The 22,894-nt window shown below is 63.4% G+C and carries 19 protein-coding genes, 1 pseudogene and 1 riboswitch; of the genes and pseudogenes, 12 read left to right on the forward strand and 8 right to left on the reverse strand.

The genetic code is table 11. The features are described from left to right. Nucleotides 1-102: 102 nt before the first annotated feature. Together AC1D10_RS04840 and AC1D10_RS04845 are read right to left on the reverse strand one after the other, a co-directional pair. Complete coding sequence (locus AC1D10_RS04840; RefSeq protein ID WP_477269183.1) at nt 103-348, reverse strand: winged helix-turn-helix transcriptional regulator; 246 nt, start codon at nt 346-348, stop codon at nt 103-105. A gap of 182 nt (nt 349-530) precedes the next feature. Further along, nucleotides 531-1,361 carry a hypothetical protein gene (locus tag AC1D10_RS04845; RefSeq protein WP_477269185.1) on the reverse strand — a complete coding sequence of 277 codons (831 nt, stop codon included), beginning with the start codon at nt 1,359-1,361 and terminating at the stop codon, nt 531-533. A gap of 366 nt (nt 1,362-1,727) precedes the next feature. Here AC1D10_RS04845 and glmM point away from each other — a divergent pair, with 366 nt between their 5' ends. The 5 genes from glmM to serA all read left to right on the forward strand — a co-directional run bounded on the left by glmM (nt 1,728) and on the right by serA (nt 8,318). Next, nucleotides 1,728-3,080, forward strand: a complete 1,353-nt coding sequence (gene glmM, locus AC1D10_RS04850) for a phosphoglucosamine mutase (RefSeq protein WP_477269187.1) — start codon at nt 1,728-1,730, stop codon at nt 3,078-3,080. A gap of 278 nt (nt 3,081-3,358) precedes the next feature. After that, entirely contained in the window at nt 3,359-4,189 is an 831-nt protein-coding gene (locus tag AC1D10_RS04855; protein WP_477269189.1) for an outer membrane protein, read from the forward strand. Between the two features lie 210 nt (nt 4,190-4,399). After that, nucleotides 4,400-5,173: an outer membrane protein gene (locus tag AC1D10_RS04860; RefSeq protein WP_477269191.1), complete on the forward strand. Its 774-nt coding sequence runs from the start codon at nt 4,400-4,402 to the stop codon at nt 5,171-5,173. 204 nt (nt 5,174-5,377) lie between these two features. Further along, nucleotides 5,378-6,553 carry a phosphoserine transaminase gene (locus AC1D10_RS04865; protein ID WP_477269193.1) on the forward strand — a complete coding sequence of 392 codons (1,176 nt, stop codon included), beginning with the start codon at nt 5,378-5,380 and terminating at the stop codon, nt 6,551-6,553. 166 nt (nt 6,554-6,719) lie between these two features. Beyond that, nucleotides 6,720-8,318, forward strand: a complete 1,599-nt coding sequence (gene serA / locus AC1D10_RS04870; RefSeq protein WP_379095305.1) for a phosphoglycerate dehydrogenase — start codon at nt 6,720-6,722, stop codon at nt 8,316-8,318. Nucleotides 8,319-8,374: 56 nt separating this feature from the next. On the opposite strand, the gene AC1D10_RS04875 is transcribed toward serA, so the two are convergent. Beyond that, a complete protein-coding gene (locus AC1D10_RS04875) occupies nt 8,375-9,286 on the reverse strand; it encodes a DMT family transporter (RefSeq protein ID WP_477269196.1) in 912 nt (303 codons plus the stop codon). Nucleotides 9,287-9,499: 213 nt separating this feature from the next. Here AC1D10_RS04875 and AC1D10_RS04880 point away from each other — a divergent pair, with 213 nt between their 5' ends. Next, nucleotides 9,500-10,798 carry an adenylosuccinate synthase gene (locus AC1D10_RS04880; RefSeq protein WP_477269198.1) on the forward strand — a complete coding sequence of 433 codons (1,299 nt, stop codon included), beginning with the start codon at nt 9,500-9,502 and terminating at the stop codon, nt 10,796-10,798. A gap of 75 nt (nt 10,799-10,873) precedes the next feature. Next, nucleotides 10,874-12,529: a hypothetical protein gene (locus AC1D10_RS04885; RefSeq protein WP_477269200.1), complete on the forward strand. Its 1,656-nt coding sequence runs from the start codon at nt 10,874-10,876 to the stop codon at nt 12,527-12,529. A 22-nt stretch (nt 12,530-12,551) separates the two neighbouring features. Here AC1D10_RS04885 and AC1D10_RS04890 read toward each other — a convergent pair whose 3' ends face one another. The 4 genes and pseudogenes from AC1D10_RS04890 to AC1D10_RS04905 all read right to left on the reverse strand — a co-directional run bounded on the left by AC1D10_RS04890 (nt 12,552) and on the right by AC1D10_RS04905 (nt 15,296). Next, a complete protein-coding gene (locus AC1D10_RS04890; RefSeq protein ID WP_477269852.1) occupies nt 12,552-12,617 on the reverse strand; it encodes a hypothetical protein in 66 nt (21 codons plus the stop codon). Nucleotides 12,618-12,681: 64 nt separating this feature from the next. Further along, a pseudogene (locus AC1D10_RS04895) lies at nt 12,682-12,735 on the reverse strand (hypothetical protein); the annotation flags it as partial. Nucleotides 12,736-12,829: 94 nt separating this feature from the next. Further along, complete coding sequence (locus AC1D10_RS04900; protein ID WP_477269202.1) at nt 12,830-14,650, reverse strand: ABC-F family ATP-binding cassette domain-containing protein; 1,821 nt, start codon at nt 14,648-14,650, stop codon at nt 12,830-12,832. A gap of 1 nt (nt 14,651) precedes the next feature. Beyond that, nucleotides 14,652-15,296, reverse strand: coding sequence for a thiamine diphosphokinase (locus AC1D10_RS04905; RefSeq protein ID WP_477269204.1), 645 nt, complete (start codon nt 15,294-15,296; stop codon nt 14,652-14,654). 88 nt (nt 15,297-15,384) lie between these two features. Further along, nucleotides 15,385-15,498, forward strand: a riboswitch (TPP riboswitch). A 43-nt stretch (nt 15,499-15,541) separates the two neighbouring features. On the opposite strand from AC1D10_RS04905, the gene thiB reads away from it, so the two are divergent. The 4 genes from thiB (at nt 15,542) to AC1D10_RS04925 (ending at nt 20,910) form a co-directional block, all read left to right on the forward strand. After that, nucleotides 15,542-16,540, forward strand: coding sequence for a thiamine ABC transporter substrate binding subunit (thiB, locus tag AC1D10_RS04910; RefSeq protein ID WP_477269206.1), 999 nt, complete (start codon nt 15,542-15,544; stop codon nt 16,538-16,540). A 244-nt stretch (nt 16,541-16,784) separates the two neighbouring features. After that, the gene (gene thiP / locus AC1D10_RS04915; RefSeq protein ID WP_477269208.1) at nt 16,785-18,407 is read left to right on the forward strand and encodes a thiamine/thiamine pyrophosphate ABC transporter permease; all 1,623 of its coding nucleotides are present in this window, start codon (nt 16,785-16,787) and stop codon (nt 18,405-18,407) included. Then, nucleotides 18,400-19,182, forward strand: a complete 783-nt coding sequence (thiQ, locus tag AC1D10_RS04920; protein ID WP_477269210.1) for a thiamine ABC transporter ATP-binding protein — start codon at nt 18,400-18,402, stop codon at nt 19,180-19,182. The genes thiP and thiQ overlap by 8 nt, the downstream gene beginning before the upstream one ends. A gap of 258 nt (nt 19,183-19,440) precedes the next feature. Next, nucleotides 19,441-20,910: a M48 family metalloprotease gene (locus AC1D10_RS04925; RefSeq protein ID WP_477269212.1), complete on the forward strand. Its 1,470-nt coding sequence runs from the start codon at nt 19,441-19,443 to the stop codon at nt 20,908-20,910. 15 nt (nt 20,911-20,925) lie between these two features. On the opposite strand, the gene AC1D10_RS04930 is transcribed toward AC1D10_RS04925, so the two are convergent. Beyond that, nucleotides 20,926-21,789 carry an RNA polymerase factor sigma-32 gene (locus tag AC1D10_RS04930; RefSeq protein WP_379095331.1) on the reverse strand — a complete coding sequence of 288 codons (864 nt, stop codon included), beginning with the start codon at nt 21,787-21,789 and terminating at the stop codon, nt 20,926-20,928. Between the two features lie 329 nt (nt 21,790-22,118). On the opposite strand from AC1D10_RS04930, the gene AC1D10_RS04935 reads away from it, so the two are divergent. Then, nucleotides 22,119-22,892 carry an amino acid ABC transporter substrate-binding protein gene (locus tag AC1D10_RS04935; RefSeq protein WP_477269215.1) on the forward strand — a complete coding sequence of 258 codons (774 nt, stop codon included), beginning with the start codon at nt 22,119-22,121 and terminating at the stop codon, nt 22,890-22,892. Nucleotides 22,893-22,894: the final 2 nt, after the last annotated feature.

The following is a 22,894-nucleotide window of genomic DNA, read 5'->3' on the forward strand; positions in this document are numbered from 1 at the left end:
CAAAGAAAACGCCGCGGGCTTCAACCTGCGGCGTTTTGCTGTTCGGCGTTGGGTCACAGGCCATGCGGCGCGAGCGCGCTTGCCTTGCCCGGGCGCTGCCTGTCAGTCCGGCCGGCGTTGCTTGCCACACCTGAGAGCGGGATCAGGGCATTGTCCAGCTCGATACCGAATTCGGTGATCGAGTATTCGACCCTTGGGCGGAACTTCGGGGAAGACCGCGCGGTGGACGATGCCGTCGGCTTCCATTTCGCGCAGCTGCTGGATCGGCATCTTTTCACTGATGTCAGGCGCCAGGCGCTTCAAGTCACCGAAGCGCGCCGGCGCCTTGTGGATCTGCCAGAGCAGCAACGCCTTCCGAGGCCTATATCAATCTGATCGATGCCAGCAAGGCTGCAGGCATCGACACTGAACTCGTACTGTCGATGCAGCGCCTGATGCAGCGCGGCGTGGCGGCCGGCAACTGTCGAATGCAACAAAAAGCCCGCGAAACTGACGCCTCGCGGGCTTTTGTTTGTCTAGCTACGTGACGCTCAGGTCTTCAGCTTGGCGTTGCAGAGGCTGTAGAAGCCGCCGCCCTTCTGGATCCACTTCAGGCCGCCAAGCGCGTTTGCGTCCTTGAGGGCATAGTACTGGTCGAGACAGGTATGCATGCGGCCCTTTCCGGGGGTCTCGCTGGCATATTTCGGAGAGATCGCAGACGGGAAAGTGACGCCCTTGGGCGCAACAGTCGTCGGCTTTGCCGGCTCCTTGGTGTAACTTGCCTCGCTCGGAGCGGGCACGGTGTCGTCATCCGACGCGCCGGCACCGCATTCGGTCTTGCGGAAGTCGTTCCACTTCATGCCCTTCAGCGTGTTGGCCGTCTTGGCAGCCTGATACTTGGTGCTGCATTCGGCCATGGTCAGACCCTTGTCGGCGGGAGCCGCGGCAGCCTTGGTGGTTGCCGGCTTGGTATCGGCAGCGGCGGATGCGCCGGCGCCGCACTCGGCCTTGCGGAAGTCGTTCCACTTCTGGCCGTTCAGCGTACCGGCAGCCTTGGCCGCCTGGTACTTGGCGCTGCATTCCTTCGCCGTCAGGCCCTTGGCCGTGCTGTCGGTCGCCGCGGCGGCCTTGGTCGCCTTGGCCGGTTTCGTTTCGGCTGCTTTCTTGGTGTCGGCTGGCTTGGTTTCGGTGGTGGCTGCGGCGTCGGTGCCGCACTGCGCCTTGCGGAACTGGTTCCAGGTTGCCCCGGCCAATGTCCCCGCGTCCTTGGCGGCGTTGTACTTCGTGCTGCATTCGGCCATCGTCAGTGCGTTGGCTGGCGCGGCCAGGAACAAGGTCGCGACGGCGAGGCCGGTCAAAGTGGCAAGTCGGTGGATGAGCATAGCGTTTCTCCGTTGCAGCAGCCCATGATACGTCCCTGCAAATCAATAACGCTCAACGGGCGGTTGCGCCAGATGCCAAGTCGCGTATATATCGCTGAAATTCGGCTCCTCCCGATAAGGTGATGAAATTGTTGCCGGGTTGCCGATTCAAAGCAAGATTTTCCAGGTGCATCTGCGCTGAGAGGCTCGCATAACTGGTATATTGCAGCGTGGCAGTCCCAGCATGTTGGTTGCATCCAGGTTGTGTGCAGTGCACAACAATGGTTTTCTAAGGATTGGTAACATATGATCACACAATGTGATCATGGCGTGCTGGCCAATTGTGGCATGACGCGCCGGGAAGAACTGTCGAGGAATCTGGCTAGCATGGCAGGGAATTATTTCGGCACGGACGGCATTCGCGGGCGCGCCAACAAGTTTCCGATGACCGCTGAAATCGCGATGCGGGTCGGCATGGCCGCCGGCCTCTCCTTCCAGCGCGGCAGTCATCGTCATCGCGTCGTGCTCGGCAAAGACACCAGGCTTTCCGGCTACATGATCGAGAATGCGATGGTGTCCGGCCTGTGCGCCGCCGGCATGGATGTGTTCCTGCTCGGCCCGATCCCGACCCCAGCGGTCGCCATGCTGGTGCGTTCGCTGCGAGCCGATATCGGCGTCATGATCTCGGCCTCGCACAATCCCTATTACGACAACGGCATCAAGCTGTTCGGCCCCGACGGCTACAAGCTCTCCGACGAGATCGAGGAGCGCATCGAGGGCATGCTCGACAAGGATATCGAACTGGCGCTCGCCGATTCCGACGGACTTGGCCGCGCCAAGCGCGTCGACGGCGTGCATGACCGCTACATAGAATTCGCCAAGCGCACCTTGCCGCGCTCGATGTCACTCTCGGGCCTCAGGATCGTCGTCGATTGCGCCAATGGCGCGGCCTACAAGGTGGCGCCCGAAGCGCTGTGGGAACTGGGCGCCGAAGTCGTCGCCATCAATGTCGAACCCAACGGCTTCAACATCAACAAGGAATGCGGCTCGACCCATCCCGCCGGCCTGCAGAAGAAGGTGCACGAAGTGCGCGCCGACATCGGTATCGCGCTCGACGGCGATGCCGATCGTGTCGTCATCGTCGATGAAAACGGGGCGATCGTCGATGGCGATCAGATCATGGCCTTGATTGCCGAATCCTGGCACCAGAGCGGGCGGCTTGCCGGCGGCGGCGTCGTTTCGACCGTCATGTCCAATCTCGGTCTCGAGCGCTTCCTCGGCGACATGAAGCTGCAATTGCACCGCACAAAGGTCGGCGACCGCTATGTCGTGGAGCATATGCGTGCACACGGGCTGAATGTCGGCGGCGAACAGTCGGGCCATATCGTGCTGTCGGACTTCTCGACCACCGGCGACGGCCTGGTTTCGGCGTTGCAGGTGCTGGCCTGCATCAAACGGCAGGGCCGGCCGGTCAGCGAACTGTCGAAGAAATTCGAACCGGTGCCGCAGCTTTTGAAGAACGTCCAAATTTCCGGTGGCAAGCCGCTTGAGGAAGCTCCCGTCAAGGCAGCCATCGAAGACGCCCGTCACCGCCTCGGCAAGTCCGGGCGGCTGGTCATCCGCCCATCCGGCACAGAGCCGCTGATCCGCGTGATGGCCGAGGGCGACGATCCGCAACTGGTCGAGGCCGTCGTCAACGACATCGTCGAAGTCATCTCGGAAACGCGCAGCGCCGCCTGATCCCCAGCGCGCCCGGAGGCGTCGCGCCCAGCGCGCCGGAGGGTGTCGCGCCGTAGCACCTCCACCCGCTCAAAGCCCGCCTTTCCGGCGGGCTTTTTTGTTGGCCGGCGGCGATCCCGGCCTCCGGAGACCGCGCGCCGCTTCCTCAAAAGTTTCGAGATTCGTGGTTAAGCAACAGGGTTAAACGCCTTTTAACCTTTGCAATTCATTATCCACGACTGAAAGCCAATCGCATTTCGGACACGATGGCCGTTCCGAACTTCCTAGGGGTGACAAGCATGTTCAATACAGCAAGAAAGGCCCTGTTCGCCGCGCTGTTCGCGGGCCTGGCCTGGCCGGTGTTCGCAGCCGACCTTCAGGAGCCGGTGGTCGAAGAGGCTCCGCCGCCGGTTTACGAGCAACCGGCCGATGTCGGTGGCTGGTACATTCGCGGCGACCTTGACTATCACAAGTCGACCTTGCGCGGCATCGACTACATGACTTACACCATCGATCCCTGTAACTGTACGGTCACCCCCGGCAGCAAGAGTTTCGACTTCGGCAAGCTCAAGGGCGGTTTCTCGCTCGGTGGCGGCGTCGGCTACAAGATCAACGATCACTTCCGGACGGATCTGACCGCCGATTACTGGTTCAAGTCGAACTTTGATGGCGGTACCTCGGATCTCCTCACGACCTCGACCGAGGTGTCGAAGATGAGCGCCCTGTTGCTGCTCGCCAATGCCTATGTCGATATCGGCACCTGGCACGGCATCACGCCTTACGTCGGCGCAGGTATCGGCGGCGCGCGCGTCAAGTGGGATACAGTCTACGACCCGAACACCACCGAGACCAATCCCGGAGCATCCAACTGGCGTTTCGCCTACGCCCTGATGGCAGGTGCTTCCTACTGCCTGACGGACAAGGTGATCCTTGATGCGGGCTATCGCTACAGCCACATCCAGGGCGGCCGCATGTTCGAATGGGATGCGAGCAGCGCCGGCCCTGGCTTCGACGACGGCATCAGCACCCACGAGGTGCGCGGTGGCCTGCGCTATCAGTTTGGCGGCAACAACGGTTGCTCCGTTCCGGTGGCCTACCAGCCCGAACCCGAGCCAGTCTACACCAAGTAACACTTGCTTTGCTTGAAAGTTCGCGAACCGCCCGGCATCAGCCGGGCGGTTTTCGTTTGGGTCGCCTGGAATGAAAGTTTCCGCCGGAAATGAATTCGCTAACGCTCTGTTAGCCTTAACCAGCACTTAACCACTATGGTTAACAATGATGCCTGAAACGATGGCTGCCGTTGCAATTGCTGGCGGCGCCAAATTCGGGAGTCGGGTACCATGACACTCACATCGCGTATGTTGCTGGCGCTTGCCGCACTCGGCCTCGTGCCGCTGACGCCCGCACTCGCTGCCGATTACGATCCACCGATCTATGTCGACCAGGCGCAAGACTATGTACCGGTCGAGGTCGGCTCGGGCTGGTATTTGCGCGGCGATGTTTCTTATCTGGCGCAGAAGAGCTTCGAGAATGAGGATTTCGCCTTCACGCCGGCCAGTTTCAGCGACAAGGAAGATCCCATCTTTGCCAGCATCGGCTTCGGCTACCATTTCAACGACTATCTGCGCGCCGATCTCAATCTCGGCTATCTGCCCGGCAACAAGATCGGCGTCGGCTATGATGATACCGGGATCGTGTTGCCGCCGGCAACGTCAACCGAAGCATCTGCATCGTTGAAGAATTACGCCTTCTCGGGCATCCTCAACGGCTATGTCGATCTTGGCACCTATGTCGGGATCACGCCCTATCTCGGCGCCGGTATCGGTGTTGTCCGCAGCACGCGCAAGCTTTCGGCGACCTATTTCACCGACAACCTTGATCCCACCGACGATTTCGTCCTGAACGACGACAAGACCAAATACTCCCTGGCCTATACGCTGAATGCGGGCCTTGCCTATCAGGTTTCCAAGAATGTTTCCGTCGATCTGGGCTATCAGTATTTTTCCGCCCCCGACGCCGAATATGTGACGGCCGAAAGCCTGACTTCCTTTCCGGTCCACAAGGGGATCAGCAACCATCAGATCAAGCTCGGGCTGCGCTACGATCTCTGGTAGCAGGCTCGGTTCGGATGAAGACAATGACGGCGGATCTCTTCGGTCCGCCGTTTGCTTTTGAAGTCACGACATCCTGATCGCCGATCGCCGGTATCCCGGCAGCGACAAAAACTTTCCTCTTGACGCCCGAAGCCCGAACGAATATCGCCGTCCGTGGGCCACCCCTCCCCAACGAGGGGCCACTATCTGGAAGGATAGACCACGATGACGACACATACGAAGCCCGGACTCCGTCCGGCAAACCCCAATTTTTCCTCAGGTCCCTGCGCAAAACGCCCCGGCTGGTCGGTCGAGGCGCTGAAAGCGGCTGCGCTCGGCCGCTCCCACCGCGCCAAGATCGGCAAGACCAAGCTCGAACAGGCGATCGAGCTGACGCGGGAAATCCTCCAGGTTCCGGCCGGCTACCGCATCGGCATCGTGCCGGCGTCGGACACCGGCGCGGTTGAGATGGCGCTGTGGTCGCTGCTCGGCGAGCGCGGCGTCGACATGGTCGCCTGGGAGAGCTTTGGCTCCGGCTGGGTCACCGATGTGGTCAAGCAGTTGAAGCTGGCCGACGTGCGCAGGATCGAAGCCGGCTATGGCGAACTGCCGGATCTGGCGAAGATCGACTTCGATCGCGATGTGGTCTTCACCTGGAACGGCACCACCTCTGGCGTGCGCGTCCCGAATGGCGATTTCATTCCTGCGGATCGCAAGGGCCTGACCATCTGCGACGCGACTTCGGCCGCCTTTGCACAGAGGCTCGATTTCCAGAAGCTGGATGTCGTCACCTTCTCCTGGCAGAAGGTGCTGGGCGGCGAAGGCGCGCACGGCATGCTGATCCTGTCGCCTCGAGCCGTCGCGCGGCTGGAGACCTACAAGCCGGCGTGGCCGCTGCCGAAAATCTTTCGCCTGACCTCGGGCGGCAAGTTGATCGAAGGCATCTTCAAGGGTGAGACCATCAACACGCCGTCGATGCTGTGCGTCGAGGACTATCTCGACGCGCTGCACTGGGCGAAGTCGATCGGCGGCCTCGAGGCGCTGGTCGCCAGAGCGGATGCCAATGCCGCCGTCCTCGACGGCTTTGTCGGCAAGTCGTCATGGCTCGGTCATCTCGCCGTCGAGCCGGCGACGCGGTCGAACACCTCGGTCTGCCTGTCCTTCACCGATCCGGACGTGTCCGCGCTCGACGCCGACGGACAGGCGGCTTTCGCCAAGGGGCTGGTGTCAGTGCTCGACAAGGAAGGTGTCGCCTACGACATCGGCGCCTATCGCGACGCACCGCCCGGCCTGCGCATCTGGTGTGGCGCGACGGTCGAGACGTCGGATCTCGAAGCGCTGCTGCCCTGGCTCGACTGGGCCTTTGCCGCGCAGAAGGCGTCGCTCAAGGCTGCGGCCTGAGTCCTCCCCTGAAGGGAGGATGGCCGGAGGACGGGGTGGGGTCATCTCCACCCAGCTCTCACCATCCAAACAAGATTTGGCCGCGTCGGCCGCAACAACCCAATCCCGGCGCTTCGCGCCGACCCTTCCCAAGCGGGAGGGACGCCAATCGCAAAGGATCAAATCCATGCCCCGCGTTCTCGTTTCAGACAAACTTTCTCCCACCGCCGTGCAGATATTCAAGGATCGAGGCGTCGAGGTCGACTATCTGCCCGACCTCGGCAAGGACAAGGAAAAGCTCGCCGAAGTGATCGGCCAATATGATGGCCTCGCCATCCGTTCGGCTACCAAGGTCACCGAAAAGCTGATCAACGCCGCCACCAATCTCAAGGTCATCGGTCGCGCCGGCATCGGTGTCGACAATGTCGACATCCCGGCGGCGAGCCGCAAGGGCATCATCGTGATGAATACGCCCTTCGGCAACTCGATCACCACCGCCGAACATGCGGTCGCCATGATCTTCGCGCTGGCCCGCCAGATCCCGGAAGCCAACGCCTCGACCCATGCCGGCAAATGGGAGAAGAACCGCTTCATGGGCGTCGAGATCACCGGCAAGACGCTGGGCGTCATCGGCTGCGGCAACATCGGCTCGATCGTCGCCACGCGCGGCGTTGGCCTGAAGATGCATGTCATCGCCTTCGACCCGTTCCTGTCGGACAAACGTGCCGAGGAACTCGGTGTCGACAAGGTCGAGCTGGATGAGCTTTTCGCCCGCGCCGACTTCATCACGCTGCACACGCCGCTGACCGACAAGACGCGCAACATCATCGACGCCGCGGCGATCGCCAAGATGAAGAACGGCGTGCGCATCATCAATTGCGCGCGCGGCGGGCTGGTCGTCGAGGCCGACCTGATCGCGGCGCTGAAGAGCGGCAAGGTGGCTGGCGCCGGCGTCGACGTGTTCGAGGTCGAACCGGCCGAGCAGAACGCGTTGTTTGGCATGGAGAACGTGGTGGCGACACCGCATCTCGGCGCCTCGACGGCGGAAGCCCAAGAGAATGTCGCGCTGCAGGTCGCCGAGCAGATGGCCGATTACCTGATCAAGGGTGCCGTCTCCAACGCCATCAACATGCCGTCGATCACCGCCGAGGAAGCGCCGCGCCTGAAGCCCTTCGTCAAGCTCGCCGAAGTGCTCGGCGCCTTTGTCGGCCAGGTCACCGAGGATCCGATCAAGGAGGTCGAGATCCTGTTCGACGGCTCGACCGCGACGATGAACACGCGCGCGCTGATCAGCGCCACACTTGCCGGGCTGATCCGGCCGCAGGTCTCCGACGTCAACATGGTGTCGGCGCCGATCATGGTGAAGGAGCGCGGCATCATCGTCGCCGAGGTCAAGCGCGACAAATCGGGCGTGTTCGACGGCTACATCAAGCTGACGGTCACGACCGAGCACAGGACGCGTTCGATCGCCGGCACCTGCTTCTCCGACGGCAAGCCGCGCTTCATCCAGATCAAGGGCATCAACCTCGACGCCGAGGTCGGCCAGCACATGCTCTACACCACCAATGCCGACGCGCCGGGCATCATCGGCCTGCTCGGCACGGTGTGCGGCGAGAACGGCGTCAACATCGCCAACTTCCAGCTTGGCCGCAACCGGCCGGGCGGCGATGCGATCGCGCTGCTCTATCTCGATGCACCGTTCCCGGAGAACGTGCTGGAACAGGTCAAGGCGCACAAGTCGATCGCTTCGGCCAAGCGGCTGCAGTTCGACATCAACGCGATGTGATCCCGAGCTGTTGCGAAAGATCGAAAGGCGCGGCCTGGCCCGCGCCTTTCGTTCGTTCATCGTGTTCTGGCTGACGGCAGTCTCGCTGCCTTGCGCCCGCTGTATTCGGCAAGCCCGATGCCGCCCAGCACAAGCACCAAAGCGAGTGCCTGATAGAGCTGGAACGTCTCGCCGACGATCAGCACGGACAGCAGGGTGCCGAAGATCGGCACCAGGTTGATGAACAGGCCGGCGCGGTTGGCACCGATCAGTTCGTTGCCCCTGATGTAGAAGATCTGCGAGATGACCGAGGCGCCGATCGCGGTATAGACGATGACCGCCCAGCCGCGCGCGTCGGGCACGATGACCTTGCCGGCGGCGACCTCCCACAGGAAGAAGGGCAGCGAGGTGACGAGGGCGGCAACCGACAGGGCCAGCATCAGGCTCTGCCAGTGCATCACCGGCTTCAGCCGCAGTCCGACCGAATAGCCGCTATAGAGAAACACCGCGACCAGCATGATGGCGTCGCCGAAATTGAGCTCCAGCGTCAACAGCCGGCGCGGGTCGCCGTGGCAGGCGGTCAGGACCACGCCGGCGATGGTCAGCACGACGCCGACAATCTGCGCCCAGTTCACGCGCAGGCGGAAGAAGACGAAATTGGCGACGATGATCAGGATCGGCATCGCCGCCTGTTCGATCGAGACGTTGATCGCAGTCGTGTAGTTGAGCGCTGTGTAGAAGATCGTGTTGAACAAGGTGAAGCCGCTGGCGCCAAGGGCCGCCAGCACGAGCCAGTGCTTGCGCACCATCGGCCAGTCCTCGCGTATCGTCTGCAAGCCGATCGGCAGCATGATCGCCACGGCCAGCACCCAACGCAGGAAGACGAGCGTCATCGGCGAGACGTGGTCGACCGCCAGCTTACCGGCCACCGAATTGCCGCCCCACAGCAAGGTGGTGAGCAACAGGAATATGTAGGCGCTTCGATACATCGCGGGATTCCGGCCGCCAGAGGTGAGCAGCGGTGTTTGCCGGCCTATTGCCCCCTTCGGCCCAAGTAAATGATGTCAAAGCCGAAAATTGTTGTGCCTCAGCGCATTTTTGGCGGCAAAGAAAGGTCGCGCTCACGAGGTCTTGACGTTATAGAGGCCTGTCGTTTCGAACCATATTCAAGCCGCTCGGCGGCGTCTCAAGGGAAAAGAAACATGGCCAATGTGGTGGTCGTCGGCTCGCAATGGGGCGACGAAGGCAAGGGCAAGATCGTCGACTGGCTGTCGGAACGCGCCGATGTGGTGGTGCGTTTCCAGGGTGGCCACAATGCCGGCCATACGCTGGTCGTCGACGGCAAGGTCTACAAGCTGTCCTTGCTTCCGTCGGGTGTCGTGCGGCAGGGCAAGCTGTCCATCATCGGCAATGGCGTCGTTTTCGACCCGCATGCTTTCGTCGCCGAGGTGGCAAAGCTCAAGGCGCAGGGTGTCGACGTGACGCCGGAGCGCCTGAAAATAGCCGAAAACACAGCGCTTATCCTGTCCCTGCACCGGGAGCTGGACGGATTCCGCGAGGACGCCGCCTCCAACTCCGGAACGAAGATTGGCACGACCCGTCGTGGCATCGGCCCCGCCTATGAAGACAAGGTGGGCCGGCGCGCAGTGCGGGTGATGGATTTGGCGGATTTGGAAACGCTGCCCTTGAAGGTCGACAGGCTGCTGACGCATCACAATGCGCTGCGTCGCGGGCTTGGCCATGCCGAAGTCACGCATGACGCCATCATGCATGAACTGACCTCGGTCGCGGCCGAGATCCTGCCCTATATGGACCGGGTCTGGAAGATCCTCGACGACAAGCGCCGGGCCGGCGAGCGCATCCTTTTCGAGGGCGCGCAAGGCACGCTGCTCGATATCGACCACGGCACCTATCCGTTCGTCACCTCGTCGAACACGGTCGCTGGCCAGGCGGCCGCCGGCTCCGGCGTCGGCCCGGGCGCCATCGGCTACGTGCTCGGCATCACCAAGGCCTACACGACGCGCGTCGGCGAAGGCCCGTTCCCGACCGAGCAGAAAAACGAGATCGGCGAGTTTCTCGGCACGCGCGGCCATGAGTTCGGCGTCGTCACCGGCCGCAAGCGCCGCTGCGGCTGGTTCGACGCGGTGCTGGTGCGCCAGGCCGTCGCCGTCAACGGTATCAAGGGCATCGCGCTGACCAAGCTCGACGTCCTCGACGGGCTGGACGAGATCAAGGTCTGCACCGGCTACCGTCTCGACGGCGAGATGATCGACTACCTGCCGGCCAGCCAGGGCGCGCAGGCGCGCGTCGAACCGGTCTACGAGACGCTGGAGGGCTGGAAAGGCACCACCGCCGGCGCGCGCAGCTGGAACGACCTGCCGGCCCAGGCCGTCAAATATGTTCGTTACATCGAGGAGCTGATCGGCGCCCCTGTCGCGCTCCTATCCACAAGTCCGGAACGGGACGACACGATACTTGTGACCGATCCGTTTCAAGACTAGTTTCTCAGCCTTTCCGGGGCATCGCGGCTGATTTGCGGGGGCCGGCCCGGGAGCAAAATACAGGTCGACCGAAGCATGGCAGATTTCGTTTCTGTTCTGAAAAGGCAGCTCGACAAGCACGGCGAGCCGGGACTCGATACGCGCAAGCGGATCTATGACGGCGCGCGTTCCGCGCTCGAAAAGAAACTTGCGGAGTTTTCGCCGCCGCTGTCCGCCGAGGTCATAGCCAAGCAGAAGCGCTCCCTGGAAGACGCTGTCGTAAGTGTCGAGCGGGACTATGCCAAGAGCGGTCCGGAGACCGACCCGCTGGCGGAACTGGAACACATCTTTTCTTCCATCGACCGCAACAAGAACCAGCCGAGCCATACACGGCAACCGGCGAAGGCAGAACCGACCTGGCCGCCGCCGCCTCTCGGCAAGCCGGAACCATATCGACCGGCGCCACCACCTGTCGCCAAGGTCGAGCCTAGCTGGCAAAAGCCGACAGCGGCGCCTTCTGCTCGCGCTGACACGGCCCTTCCGGGCATGGACAGCGAGGAGGTGGCCGACGACGGGGTCGATGTCTTTTCAAGCAACGAAGAGCCGGTGTCGGATACTTTTGAGCGCCTGAGCCCGGCAGAACGCAAGCGCAGCTATGGCGGGCTGATCGCCGCCATCGTCGCCTTGCTGGTCGTTGCCGGCGGTGGCTATGGTATCTGGCTGAACAAGGACGCCTTCGGCAAGATGCTGGGACTTGACGGCAGCACCAAGGTCGTCAAGACCGAACCGGTGAAGCCGGCGCCGGCCAAGCCGGCAACCGATGCCGCGGCAACGCCGCCGGCGCCAGCAGCTGCCGGCACAGAAACCGAAGGCACGAAATTCACGCAGCGGCTGACGCCACAGGGCAGCGAAGTCGATCCCGGCCCGGCCGGCGGACAGAGCGGCATCGGCGAAGGCGAATCGGTCGCCGCGCTGACCACGCCGCCCTCGGCGACGAACGCGCCGGCGGTTTCCGCCCCGGCTACCGGCACCCCGGCCGCGGCCGCACCCGCCGCAACGCCGCCGCCGGGTACGGCACCCGCAACGCCACCTGCCAGCGGAGCGCCCGCTGCGCCGGCTGATGCTGCCGCCACTCCTCCGGCACCGGCAGGCGCCACGCCGCCAGCACCGGCGGCCGCGCCCGCGCAAACCGCGCTGCCGGTCGGCCAGAAGGCGATCTTCTATGAAGAACGCACCAGCACCGCCCAGGGTTCGGCGGAGCCCGGCAGCATCGTCTGGTCACTGGTGCAGGAATCGCCCGGTGGCGACCTGCCGCCGGAGCCGGCAATCCGCGCTGAGGCAACCATACCGGGCAAGGACATCCAGTTGCGCATGACCATCCGCCGCAACACCGACCAGACACTGCCGGCCAGCCACATCATCGAGATGATCTTCCTGACGCCCGACGGCTTCGAAGGCGGCGGTGTCGACAACATTCTGCGTGTCGCCATGAAGAGTTCTGAGCAAGATGCCGGCAGCCCGCTGATCGGCATCCCGGCCAAGATCGCCGACGGCTTCTTCCTCGTCGCGCTCAACGACACCAAGGCCGATGAGGACGCCAACATGACCTTGCTTCGCGGGCAGGACTGGATCGACGTGCCGGTCGTCTACAAGACCGGTCGGCGGGCGCTGCTGACCATGGAAAAGGGCATTCCCGGCGAGAAGGTGTTCGACGAAGCGATCAAGGCCTGGCAGGCGAAGACGGCGGGCTGAGACGAGAGCGCCTTAGGCGACATCAAAACAGCCGATATTTGGCTTGGGGCAGTCCTTTGCGTCCGACATGGTCGTTCCAGCTTGCAATGGCTTCGTTGTTCTCTTCTTGCCCATTGACGCGTCTTTTTCGCCGAGATCGCTTTCACAATACCCATCTCCGCGGCGCAAGAAATGTTGATGCCCAACGCTTTGGCGTCTTCGATCAACTGCGAACTGATGGCCGACGGATTTTCGCCGACTTCGATTGAAGCATGGAGTTCGCGTCCCTTTATGCGTCCAATATAAGGCCCGCGAACACCATTACCCTTCCATCTCCTCGCGCAGCATCTCCAGTTCCAGCCACTCTTCCTCGAGCGCCGCCAGTGTCGCGCGCTCCTTGTCGAGGGCGGCGATGGTCTTCTGGAACGAGGCCGGATCGCGCTCGTAATAGGCCGGATCGGCGATGTTGTTCTCAAGCCTTGAGATGGAAGCCATCACGGCCTCGATTTTCTTGGGCAGGGATTCCAGCGCGAATTTCTGCTTGAACGACAGTTTCTTCGCCGGCCCCTTTGGCGCCGCGGCCTCACTTTTGGCCGTCACTGGGGCTTCGCCGGCTTCGGCCTTCGGGCGAGCCTTGCGGTCGTCGAGCTTGGTGCCGCCACGCTGTGCCAGCATGTCGGAATAGCCGCCGGCATATTCGATCCAGCGGCCGCCGCCGTCCGGAGCGATGATGCTGGTCACGGTGCGGTCGAGGAAATCGCGGTCGTGGCTGACCAGGATGACCGTGCCGGCAAAGCCGGCCACCAATTCCTGCAGCAGCTCCAGTGTTTCCATGTCGAGATCGTTGGTCGGCTCGTCGAGCACCAGAAGGTTTGCCGGCCGCGCCAGCACGCGCGCCAGCAAGAGCCGCGCCCGTTCGCCGCCGGAAAGCTCGCGCACCGGCGTACGTGCCTGCTCAGCCTTGAACAGGAAATCCTTCATGTAGGAGACGACATGGCGCTGCTCGCCATTGATGACGAGGTTCTCGCCGCGTCCGTCGGTGAGATATTGCGCAAGCGTCTCCTGCGGGTCGACCGCCTCGCGCTTCTGGTCGAGTGTGGCGATCTCCAGATTGGTGCCGAGCCGCACCGAACCGGCGTCGGGTTGCATCTCGCCGGTCAGCATCTTCAGCAGCGTCGTCTTGCCGGCGCCGTTCGGCCCGACCAGGCCGACGCGATCGCCGCGCTGGATGCGGGTCGAGAATCCCTTGACCACGGTGAGGTCGCCAAAGCTCTTCTCGATGTTTTTCGCCTCGATCACCAGCTTGCCGGATTCGGCTGCGTCGCTGGCCACCATGGTTGCCGAACCTTCGGCGCCGCGATGGCCGCGGAAGCGCTGGCGCATGGTCTGCAGTTCACCCAGCCGGCGCATGTTGCGCTTGCGCCGCGCCGTCACGCCGTAGCGCAGCCAGTGCTCCTCGCGCACGATTTGGCGCCCGAGCTTGTGCTGCTCTCGCTCTTCCTCTTCCAGCACAAGGTCACGCCATTCCTCGAAATGGCCAAAGCCCTTGTCCAGCCTGCGGGTTTGGCCACGATCGAGCCAGACGGTGGCGCGCGATACGCGCTCGAGGAAGCGGCGGTCATGCGAGATGACGACGAGCGCCGAGGAGGTGCGGACGAGTTCCTCTTCCAGCCACTCGATCACCGAGAGATCGAGATGATTGGTCGGCTCATCAAGCAGCAGAATATCGGGCTCCGGCGCCATGACGCGGGCGAGGGCGGCGCGCCTGGCCTCGCCGCCGGAAAGATCGTTCGGTCGCTCCTCGCCCGACAGGCCGAGATGCTCCATCAAATAGCTGGCGCGATAGGGATCGTCGGCGGGGCCGAGCCCCGCCTCGACATAGGCGCGGACCGTTGCAAAACCCTCCATGTCGGGCATCTGCGGCAAATAGCGGACGGTCGCCGAGGGCTGGCGGAACACCTCGCCGTCCTGCGGTTCGATCAGGCCGGCGGCGATCTTCAGCAGCGTCGACTTGCCGGACCCGTTGCGGCCGACCAAAGCGATCTTGTCGCCGGCCGACGCGGTCAAGGCGGCGCCATCGAGCAGCGGCGTGCCGCCGAAGGTCAGTTTTATCCCGTCGAGATTGAGAAGAGGCGGGGCCATGTCAGCTTTCAGGTAGGGGATAAGGGTGAGCTAGCAACAACGCGCGGCCATGGCCGAGCGTGACTTCGAGGCGACCCCTGACCTCGTTGGAGATGGTCAATGACGAGCCGAACGCCACCTTGACGTGATCGAGCGGCCATTTGGCGCCGGTGACTGTCAGGCCGGAAAGATCGGAAAAGCCGAGCACCGAAAACAGCGTGCCGTCGGCATAGTCGAAGCCGGCTTTCCCGGGCAGCAGCGGGGCGCCTTCCTGGGCGCCGCTGCTCAGAAGCATCCTCGTCCCGGCCTCGGCCAGCCGCAGGGCGAGCGCCAGATGCAGGAAGGCGTGGTCGGCGCGCTTGCCGCCGAAGGCGCCGGCGAGCACCAGGCTGGTCGCGCCGCGCTCCAGCGCGGCGGCGATGGCCAATTCGCCATCGGTCTTGTCCTTCTCCGCCGGGAAGGTCCGGCGGGGTACGGCGGCGAGATCGTCCGGCAGGTTGGCGGGCACGGAATCGAAATCACCCACCCACAGTTCCGGGACAAGACCCAGCAGCCGCGCATGGCCGATGCCGGCGTCGGCGGCGATGACGCGGGAGCCTGCGACCTGGCGGTCGAGCCGGGGCGTGTGGATGAGATCGCCGCCAAGCAAGATGGTGAATGTGCTCATATCGTGTGGCCCTTACCAGCCCGGCACGGGAAACGGAAGGCCGGCAAACTCCCACTTGCGTGAGGGATCGGCCGGGCCTATGTGTCGAAACGCTCTAACGGGGTGCCGGACGCGATCTTCGCGGACCGGCTGAGAGGCAAGTCGCCAACCCGCTGAACCTGATCCGGTTTGTACCGGCGGAGGGATTAGACGTTTCGGACAGTCCGACGCCTCAATTCCTTTCAATTCGAACGAAGGAGGCGCCGATGCGCACGCTTTTATACTCTCTTGTCTCTGCGATGGCTGTGGTCCTGTCCGGGCCGGCCTTGGCCAAGGACAAGCTCACCATCTACACTTATGAGAGTTTCACCGCCGACTGGGGTCCGGGTCCCGTGGTGAAGAAGGAATTCGAGGCCGAATGCGGCTGCGATGTCGACTTCGTCTCGGTCGCCGATGGCGTCGCGCTGCTCAACCGCGTCAGGCTGGAAGGGGCATCGACCAAGGCCGACATCGTGCTCGGCCTCGACACCAATCTGACCGCCGATGCCAAGGCCACAGGCCTGTTTGCGCCACATGGCGCGGTGTCCGATGTCAGTGTGCCGGGCGGCTGGAGCGACGACATTTTCGTGCCTTTCGACTATGGCTATTTCGCCGTCGTCTACGACACCGAGAAGCTGAAGAGCCCGCCGAAGAGCCTGAAGGACCTGGTCGAAGGCAGTGCCGACGACAAGATTGTCATCCAGGATCCGCGCACCTCGACGCCGGGCCTCGGCCTGCTGTTGTGGGTGAAGTCGGTCTATGGCGACAAGGCGCCGGAGGCCTGGGCGAAGCTCAAGGCGAAGGTGCTGACCGTGACGCCGGGCTGGAGCGAGGCCTACGGCCTGTTCACCAAGGGCGAGGCGCCGATGGTGCTGTCCTACACCACCTCACCGGCCTATCACATGGTCGCCGAGAACACCGAGCGTTACCAGGCGGCGTCGTTCGAAGAGGGCGAGTATCTGCAGATCGAGGTCGCCGGCATCACCACCACAGGGGCCAAGAATCCGCTGGCGGAAAAGTTCATGGCCTTCATGACCGGACCGAAATTCCAGGATGCCATCCCCGAGACAAACTGGATGTTTCCGGCCGGCAAGACCGACAAGCCGCTCAACCCGGCCTTCGACAAACTGGTCAAGCCGACCAAGACCTTACTGTTCAGCCCCGAGGAGGTCGCCGCCAACCGCAAGGCCTGGGTGGATGAATGGCTGGCGGTGATGAGCAAATAGGCTGTGGTAAACTGATCGAAGATGAGTGCTCTACGGCGCCCCCCTGTGTCCTGCCGGACATCTCCCCCTCAAGGAGGGAGATTGGCAGCTTGGGAGCTGGCGCTCGTCCTGCGACATCTGAGATTAGTGACGGCTGATCTCCCCCCTCGTGGGGGAGATGTCCGGCAGGACAGAGGGAGGCGCGAAGGAACGCGGCGCCCGCTGAACTCCAGTCAATGGCAGGTCTCGGGTCAGGCGGTCCAGCGTGCAACGCGCGTCCTCTGACCCCCGCATCAGCGCCGGTATCATCGCGCTTGCCGCCATCGCGCTGCTGATCGGCGGTGCGTTTGCCGGACTGCTCGTCGAAGGCGTTCACGATTTCTCCGGCGCCTGGGCAGCCTTCAATCCTTATCTCCTTCGCGTTGTTCGCTTCACTTTGTGGCAGGCCGTACTCTCGACGCTGCTTTCGGTGGTGCCGGCATTGTTCGTGGCACGCGCGCTGTCGCGGCATCCGCGCTTCTTTGGCCGCGCCTTCATCCTGCAGCTGTTCGCCGTGCCGCTGGCGCTGCCCGCCATCGTCGCGGCACTCGGCATTCTGGCGCTTTATGGCCGCGCCGGCAATTTCGCCGGCGTGTTAAGCGTGATCGGCGGTGGAGACTGGCCGGGCATCTATGGCCTGTCGGGTATCCTCATCGCCCATGTCTTCTTCAACCTGCCGCTCAGCGTGCGGCTGTTCCTCGAGGCACTGCAGACCATCCCCGCCGATCAGTGGCGGCTGGCGAGCCAGCTCGGCATGGGGGCGCGGCCGGCGTTCCGGCTGATCGAATGGCCAACGTTGCGTGCGGCGTTGCCGGCTGTCGCCGGGCTTGTCTTCATGCTCTGCATCACCTCGTTCACGACCGTGCTGACGCTCGGTGGCGGGCCGGCCGCGACAACGCTTGAAGTCGGCATCTACCAGGCGCTGCGCTTCGATTTCGATCCCGCGCGCGCCGTGACGCTGACCCTGCTGCAGATCGCCTTGACGTTTGCCGTCGTGCTGGCGCTGACGCGGCTTGGCGCCAATGTGGTCGGCGACACCAATCTGCCGGTTGCGACACGCCGCTATCTTTCGGTCAACGGGGCCGAGACCTCACTGAACGTCGTGCTCATCGTTCTGACGCTGCTGTTCGTTGCCGGACCGATGGTCGCCACGGTGATGGCCGGGCTTGGCGCCGATCTCGGCCGGCTGGCCGGTGAGGTCGCCGTGCGGCAGGCGACGCTGACCAGTGCGGTGCTCGCCTTCCTGTCGGCGCTGCTTTCCGTGACGTTGTCGCTGGCGCTGACCATGGCGCGCCGGGCGCTGGCGTTGAACCGCCGGACTGGTCCCAAGACAATGCTGGAACACGCCGCCGATACCGGTGCCGGTTTTGTCCTCGTCGTGCCGCCGATCGTCGTCGGCGCGGGCTGGTTTCTGTTGCTGCGCCATGTCGGCGATGTCTTTGCCATCGCCCCGGTCATGGTCGTCACCGTCAACGCTGTGATGGCGATGCCGTTCGCACTGCGCGCCGTCCGTCCCGCCTATGATGCGGCGAGCGAACGTCATGAACGGCTCTGTGCTCAGCTCGGCATTGCCGGCTGGAACCGGTTGATCGTGGTTGACTGGCCATCGCTGCGGCGGCCGCTCGCCACGGCTTTCGCTTTCGCCATGGCGCTGTCGCTTGGCGATCTCGGCGTCATCGCGCTGTTCGGCAGTGATTCCGTGCAGACGTTGCCCTACCTTCTGCTGGCGCGCATGGGCAGCTACCGCACGCAGGACGCCGCCGGCCTGGCGCTGTTGCTCGGCCTCGTCTGCCTCGCGTTGATCGTAGCGGCGCACTGGCTTGGAAGGGAGAAGGATCGGGATGCCTGACGGGGCGGCCAGCAGGTCTGAAAAGGGTGTTCCGGTGCGGCTGGACCAGGTGTCGTTCAGCTATGGTGACGCGCCGCTTGTCTTCGATGTCGATTTCGCCGCGTCGAAAATCACCGCCATCATGGGGCCAAGCGGTTCTGGCAAGTCGACGCTGCTCAACCTGGTGGCCGGCTTCGAGACGCCGCAGTCAGGCCGCGTGCTGATCGGCGGCGCCGATGTCAGCGCCGAGCCGCCGGCAGCGCGAGCTGTGTCGATGGTGTTCCAGGAAAACAACCTCTTCGCCCATCTTTCCGTCGAGCAGAATGTCGGGCTCGGCCGCTCGCCATCGCTGCGGCTGACCGAAGCCGACCGCGCCGCGATCGCCGAGGCGCTCGAACGCACCGGCCTTGGCGGCAAGGAAAAGCGCCTGCCGCGTGAACTCTCCGGCGGCGAGCGCCAGCGCGTCGCCCTGGCCCGCGTCCTGGTACGCAACCGGCCGGTGCTCCTGCTCGATGAACCCTTTGCGTCGCTCGGCCCGGCGCTGCGCGACGACATGCTGGATCTGGTGGCCGCAGTCCACGCCGAACGGGGCATGACGGTGCTGTTCGTCACCCACCAGCCGGGGGATGCCCGCCGCATCGGCGAGCACGTGGTGTTTCTGGACAACGGCGTTGTCGCGGCAACCGGCAAGGCGGATGATTTCTTCACCGGGGCTGGCCCGGAAGCGTTCCGGCGCTATGTCGGTGCAAGCGCCGGGAATGCCGTATCACGGGATGTTGCCCGGAAGCGGACATAATTTACGGTCAAACCGGCTCCAGGCGATGTGGCGTTTGCTTGCCATGAGTGGTGGAGTGTGGCTAGGTCCGCCTCACCGGTCCGGCACAGGCCGTGATTTGCCTGCAGCATCCGCCGCCCGCCCCGAGGGACGCGCGACGGATGCTGCAGCAGTTTGAGATAGCGCATGACACGTTCCGAAGATCGCCCCCGATTTTCGTGGCCATGCGCAGGGACCCGAAAGGAAGCCGTTCTGGCGATCGGCGTTGACAGACTACGAATGAATCCGCTGGCGCGCTTTCTTGCGCTGGCCGGCTTCGCCGTGGCGCTGGCGAGCTGCCAGATGTTCACGCCGCCCGAGGTTCAGGAATCCGGCTTCCAGCCTTCCGACAGGCCGATCACCGTCGACAATGTCGCCGCCAACAGCAAGCTCGCCGAACTGGCCAAGGCGCAGCATCCGCGCATCCTGGCCACCTATGGCGGCGAATATTCCGATCCCAAGCTCGAGCGCATGGTCGCCAAGGTGGTCGGCAATCTGACCGTCGTGTCGGCCAACCCGACGCAGACCTATCGCATCACCATCCTGAATTCGCCCAACGTCAACGCCTTCGCACTGCCGGGCGGTTATCTCTACATCACGCGCGGCCTGCTGGCGCTGGCCAACGATTCGGCCGAGCTGGCCGCGGTCATCGCGCATGAGATGGGCCACGTCACCGCCAATCACGGCCTGCAGCGCCAGCAGCTGGAGGCCGAGGAAGGCCTGGCGACCAAGGTGGTTTCCGATGTGCTCGGCGACAGCCCGACCGCTAAGGCGGCGCTGATCCGCGGCAAACTCAGGCTGGCGCAATTCTCTCGCAACCAGGAGCTGGAGGCCGACGCCATCGGCATCAAGTCGATCGGCGAAGCCGGCTACGATCCTTTCGCCGCCGGCCGCTTCCTGCAGTCGATGTCGGCCTATACCGACTTCCGCTCGATCAGCGGCGCCACCGATGCCAGCCTCGACTTCCTGGCCACCCACCCCAACACCCCGCAGCGCATCGATCTGGCGCAGCGCCATGCCCGTCAGTTCGGCGCACCTGGCGTCGGCACACGCGACCGCGATTCCTTCCTCGCCGGGATAGACGGCCTGCTCTATGGCGACACGCCCGAGGAAGGCTATGTGCGTGGCGAGACCTTCCTCCATCCGGGCCTTGGCGTGTCCTTCTCGGTGCCACAGGGCTTCATCATCGACAATTCGGCCGCGGCTGTGACAGCAACCGGGCCTGGCGACATGGCCATCCGCTTCGATGGCGTCTCCATCGACAAGAATCGCGCGCTGACCGACTATATCCGCAGCGGCTGGGTGGCTGGCCTCGACGACAGCAGCGTCAAGCAGGAGACGATCAACGGCAATGAGGCGGCGACCGCGCATGCCGGCGCCGAAGGTTGGCAGTTCGACATCGCAGTGATCCGCGCCGGCGGCCAGGTCTACCGGCTGCTGACTGCGGCACCATCCGCCAGCACCTCGCTGGATACCGTAGCGCGTTCGGTCAGCGGATCGTTCCGTATCCTAAGCGCGGCGGAAAAGGCGGCCCTGAAGCCGCTGCATATCCGCGTCGTCACCGTTCAGCCCGGCCAGACGATGGGTTCGCTGTCCGCCCAGATGGTTGGTGTCGACCGCAAGCTCGACCTGTTCCGCGTGCTCAATGCGCTGTCGCCCGGTGCCGCGGTCTCGGCCGGCGACAAGGTCAAGATCGTCACCGACAAGTAAGACGCGTGCTGCCGGTCAGGCGGCAGTCGCCAGAAACTCTGGGTTCTGCTTCACCAGCGCGACCTTGAGCTTTTCCATGGCGCGCGCCTCGATCTGGCGGACACGTTCCTTGGAGATGCCGAGCGTCTCGCCAAGCGCTTCCAGCGTCGCACCCTCGTCGTTCAGCCTGCGTTCCTCGATGATCCTCAGCTCACGCGCGTTGAGCGCGCGAAGCGCTTCCCTCAGCCAGAGCGAGCGGCGCGCGACATCGATCTTGTCGCCGACGATCTCGTCGGGCAGCGGATCGTCGGAGACTAGGAAATCCATCCGCTCGGTCGAACCCGCGTCATCGGCAATTGGCATGTTGAGCGAGGAGTCTGGCGCCGACAGCCGCGAATCCATCATCGCCACGTCAGCCTCGGAGACGCCGAGTGCCTCCGAGACTTCGCGGTAAAGCGTTGCGTTGGACAGTGGTTCGGCGCCGTTGGCCAGCCGCGCCCGCAAGCGTCGAAGGTTGAAGAACAGCGCTTTCTGCGCCGAGCTGGTGCCGCCGCGCACGATCGACCAGTTGCGCAGGATGTAATCCTGCATCGAGGCACGGATCCACCACGTCGCGTAGGTTGAGAATCGCACCTCGCGCTCGGGCTCGAAGCGGGCGGCGGCCTCAAGCAGGCCGACATGACCTTCCTGGATCAGATCGCCGAGCGGCAGGCCGTAATGACGGAATTTGGAGGCCATTGAAATGACCAGCCGCATATGGGCAACCGTGATGCTGTGCAGCGCGTTCTGGTCGTTGTCCTCTTTCCACAGTAATGCCAGCCGATGTTCTTCGTCACGTTCGAGGTAGGGAGCCCTCATTGCCGCGCGGACCATGATCCGTCCTGCCGTGTCTTCCATCATGAGGCGCTCCCTGGGTCAGGCGATGCGGATGACTTTGCAAACTTGGCAGGCGCCCGGGTTGAAATCGCGGCGTCGTGCCCTAGAAAATCCAAAACGTGCCATGCATGAGAATGGTTCCGTGGCTGTTGGTGGCTGGATTGTGCTGCTGGAGGGATTCCGGCGATGATCCGCGATGCCCTCGATCTCCGCCAAAAAACGCTATTTCGAGAATCTGGTTTCAGAAGTCGGTTATTTTTGAAATCCTGTTCCTTATTTTTCCGACTTGTATCTGTCAGTTTCCAGCGCTCACAACATGCCGGACAGCCGGCCAAGGACGGGATCACAGAAAAATGAAATGGCTCAAGTCGCTTATCATCGCCGGAACGCTGCAGGCTCTGGCTGTTACCGCCGGTCATGCCGGCGCCAATCTCGACCAGATTAAGCAGGCAGGCGTCATCAAGGTCGGCACGGAAGGCACCTATGCGCCGTTCACCTATCATGACACGTCCGGCGCACTGGTAGGCTTCGACGTCGAAATCGCCAAGGCGATCGCCGACAAGCTCGGCGTCAAGGCCGAGTTCCTCGAAGGCAAGTGGGACGGGCTGATCGCCGGCCTCGATGCCAATCGCTATGATACCGTCATCAACGAAGTCGGCATCACCGACGCGCGCAAGGCCAAGTACGACTTCTCCGATCCCTACATCGCCTCCAAGGCGGTGCTGATCGTGCGCGGCGACAACACCGACATCAAGACCTTCGCTGATCTCAAGGGCAAGAAGTCGGCGCAGTCGCTGACCTCGAATTTCGGCAAGCTCGCCGAGACCAATGGTGCCGAGCTCGTCGGCACCGACGGCTTCGACCAGTCGATCCAGCTGCTTTTGACCGGCCGCGCCGACGCCACCATCAATGACAGCCTGTCGTTCCTCGACTTCAAGAAGCACAAGCCCGACGCCAATGTGAAGATCGCCGCGCAAGAGGAAAACGCCGACTATTCCGGCGTCATCGTGCGCAAGGGCGATCCGGAACTGGTTGCGGCGATCAACAAGGCGCTGGCCGACATCAAGGCCGACGGCACCTACAAGAAGATTGCCGACACCTATTTCGGCCAGGACGTTTCGAAGTAATT

Source organism: Mesorhizobium sp. P2_A8 (assembly GCF_056404935.1).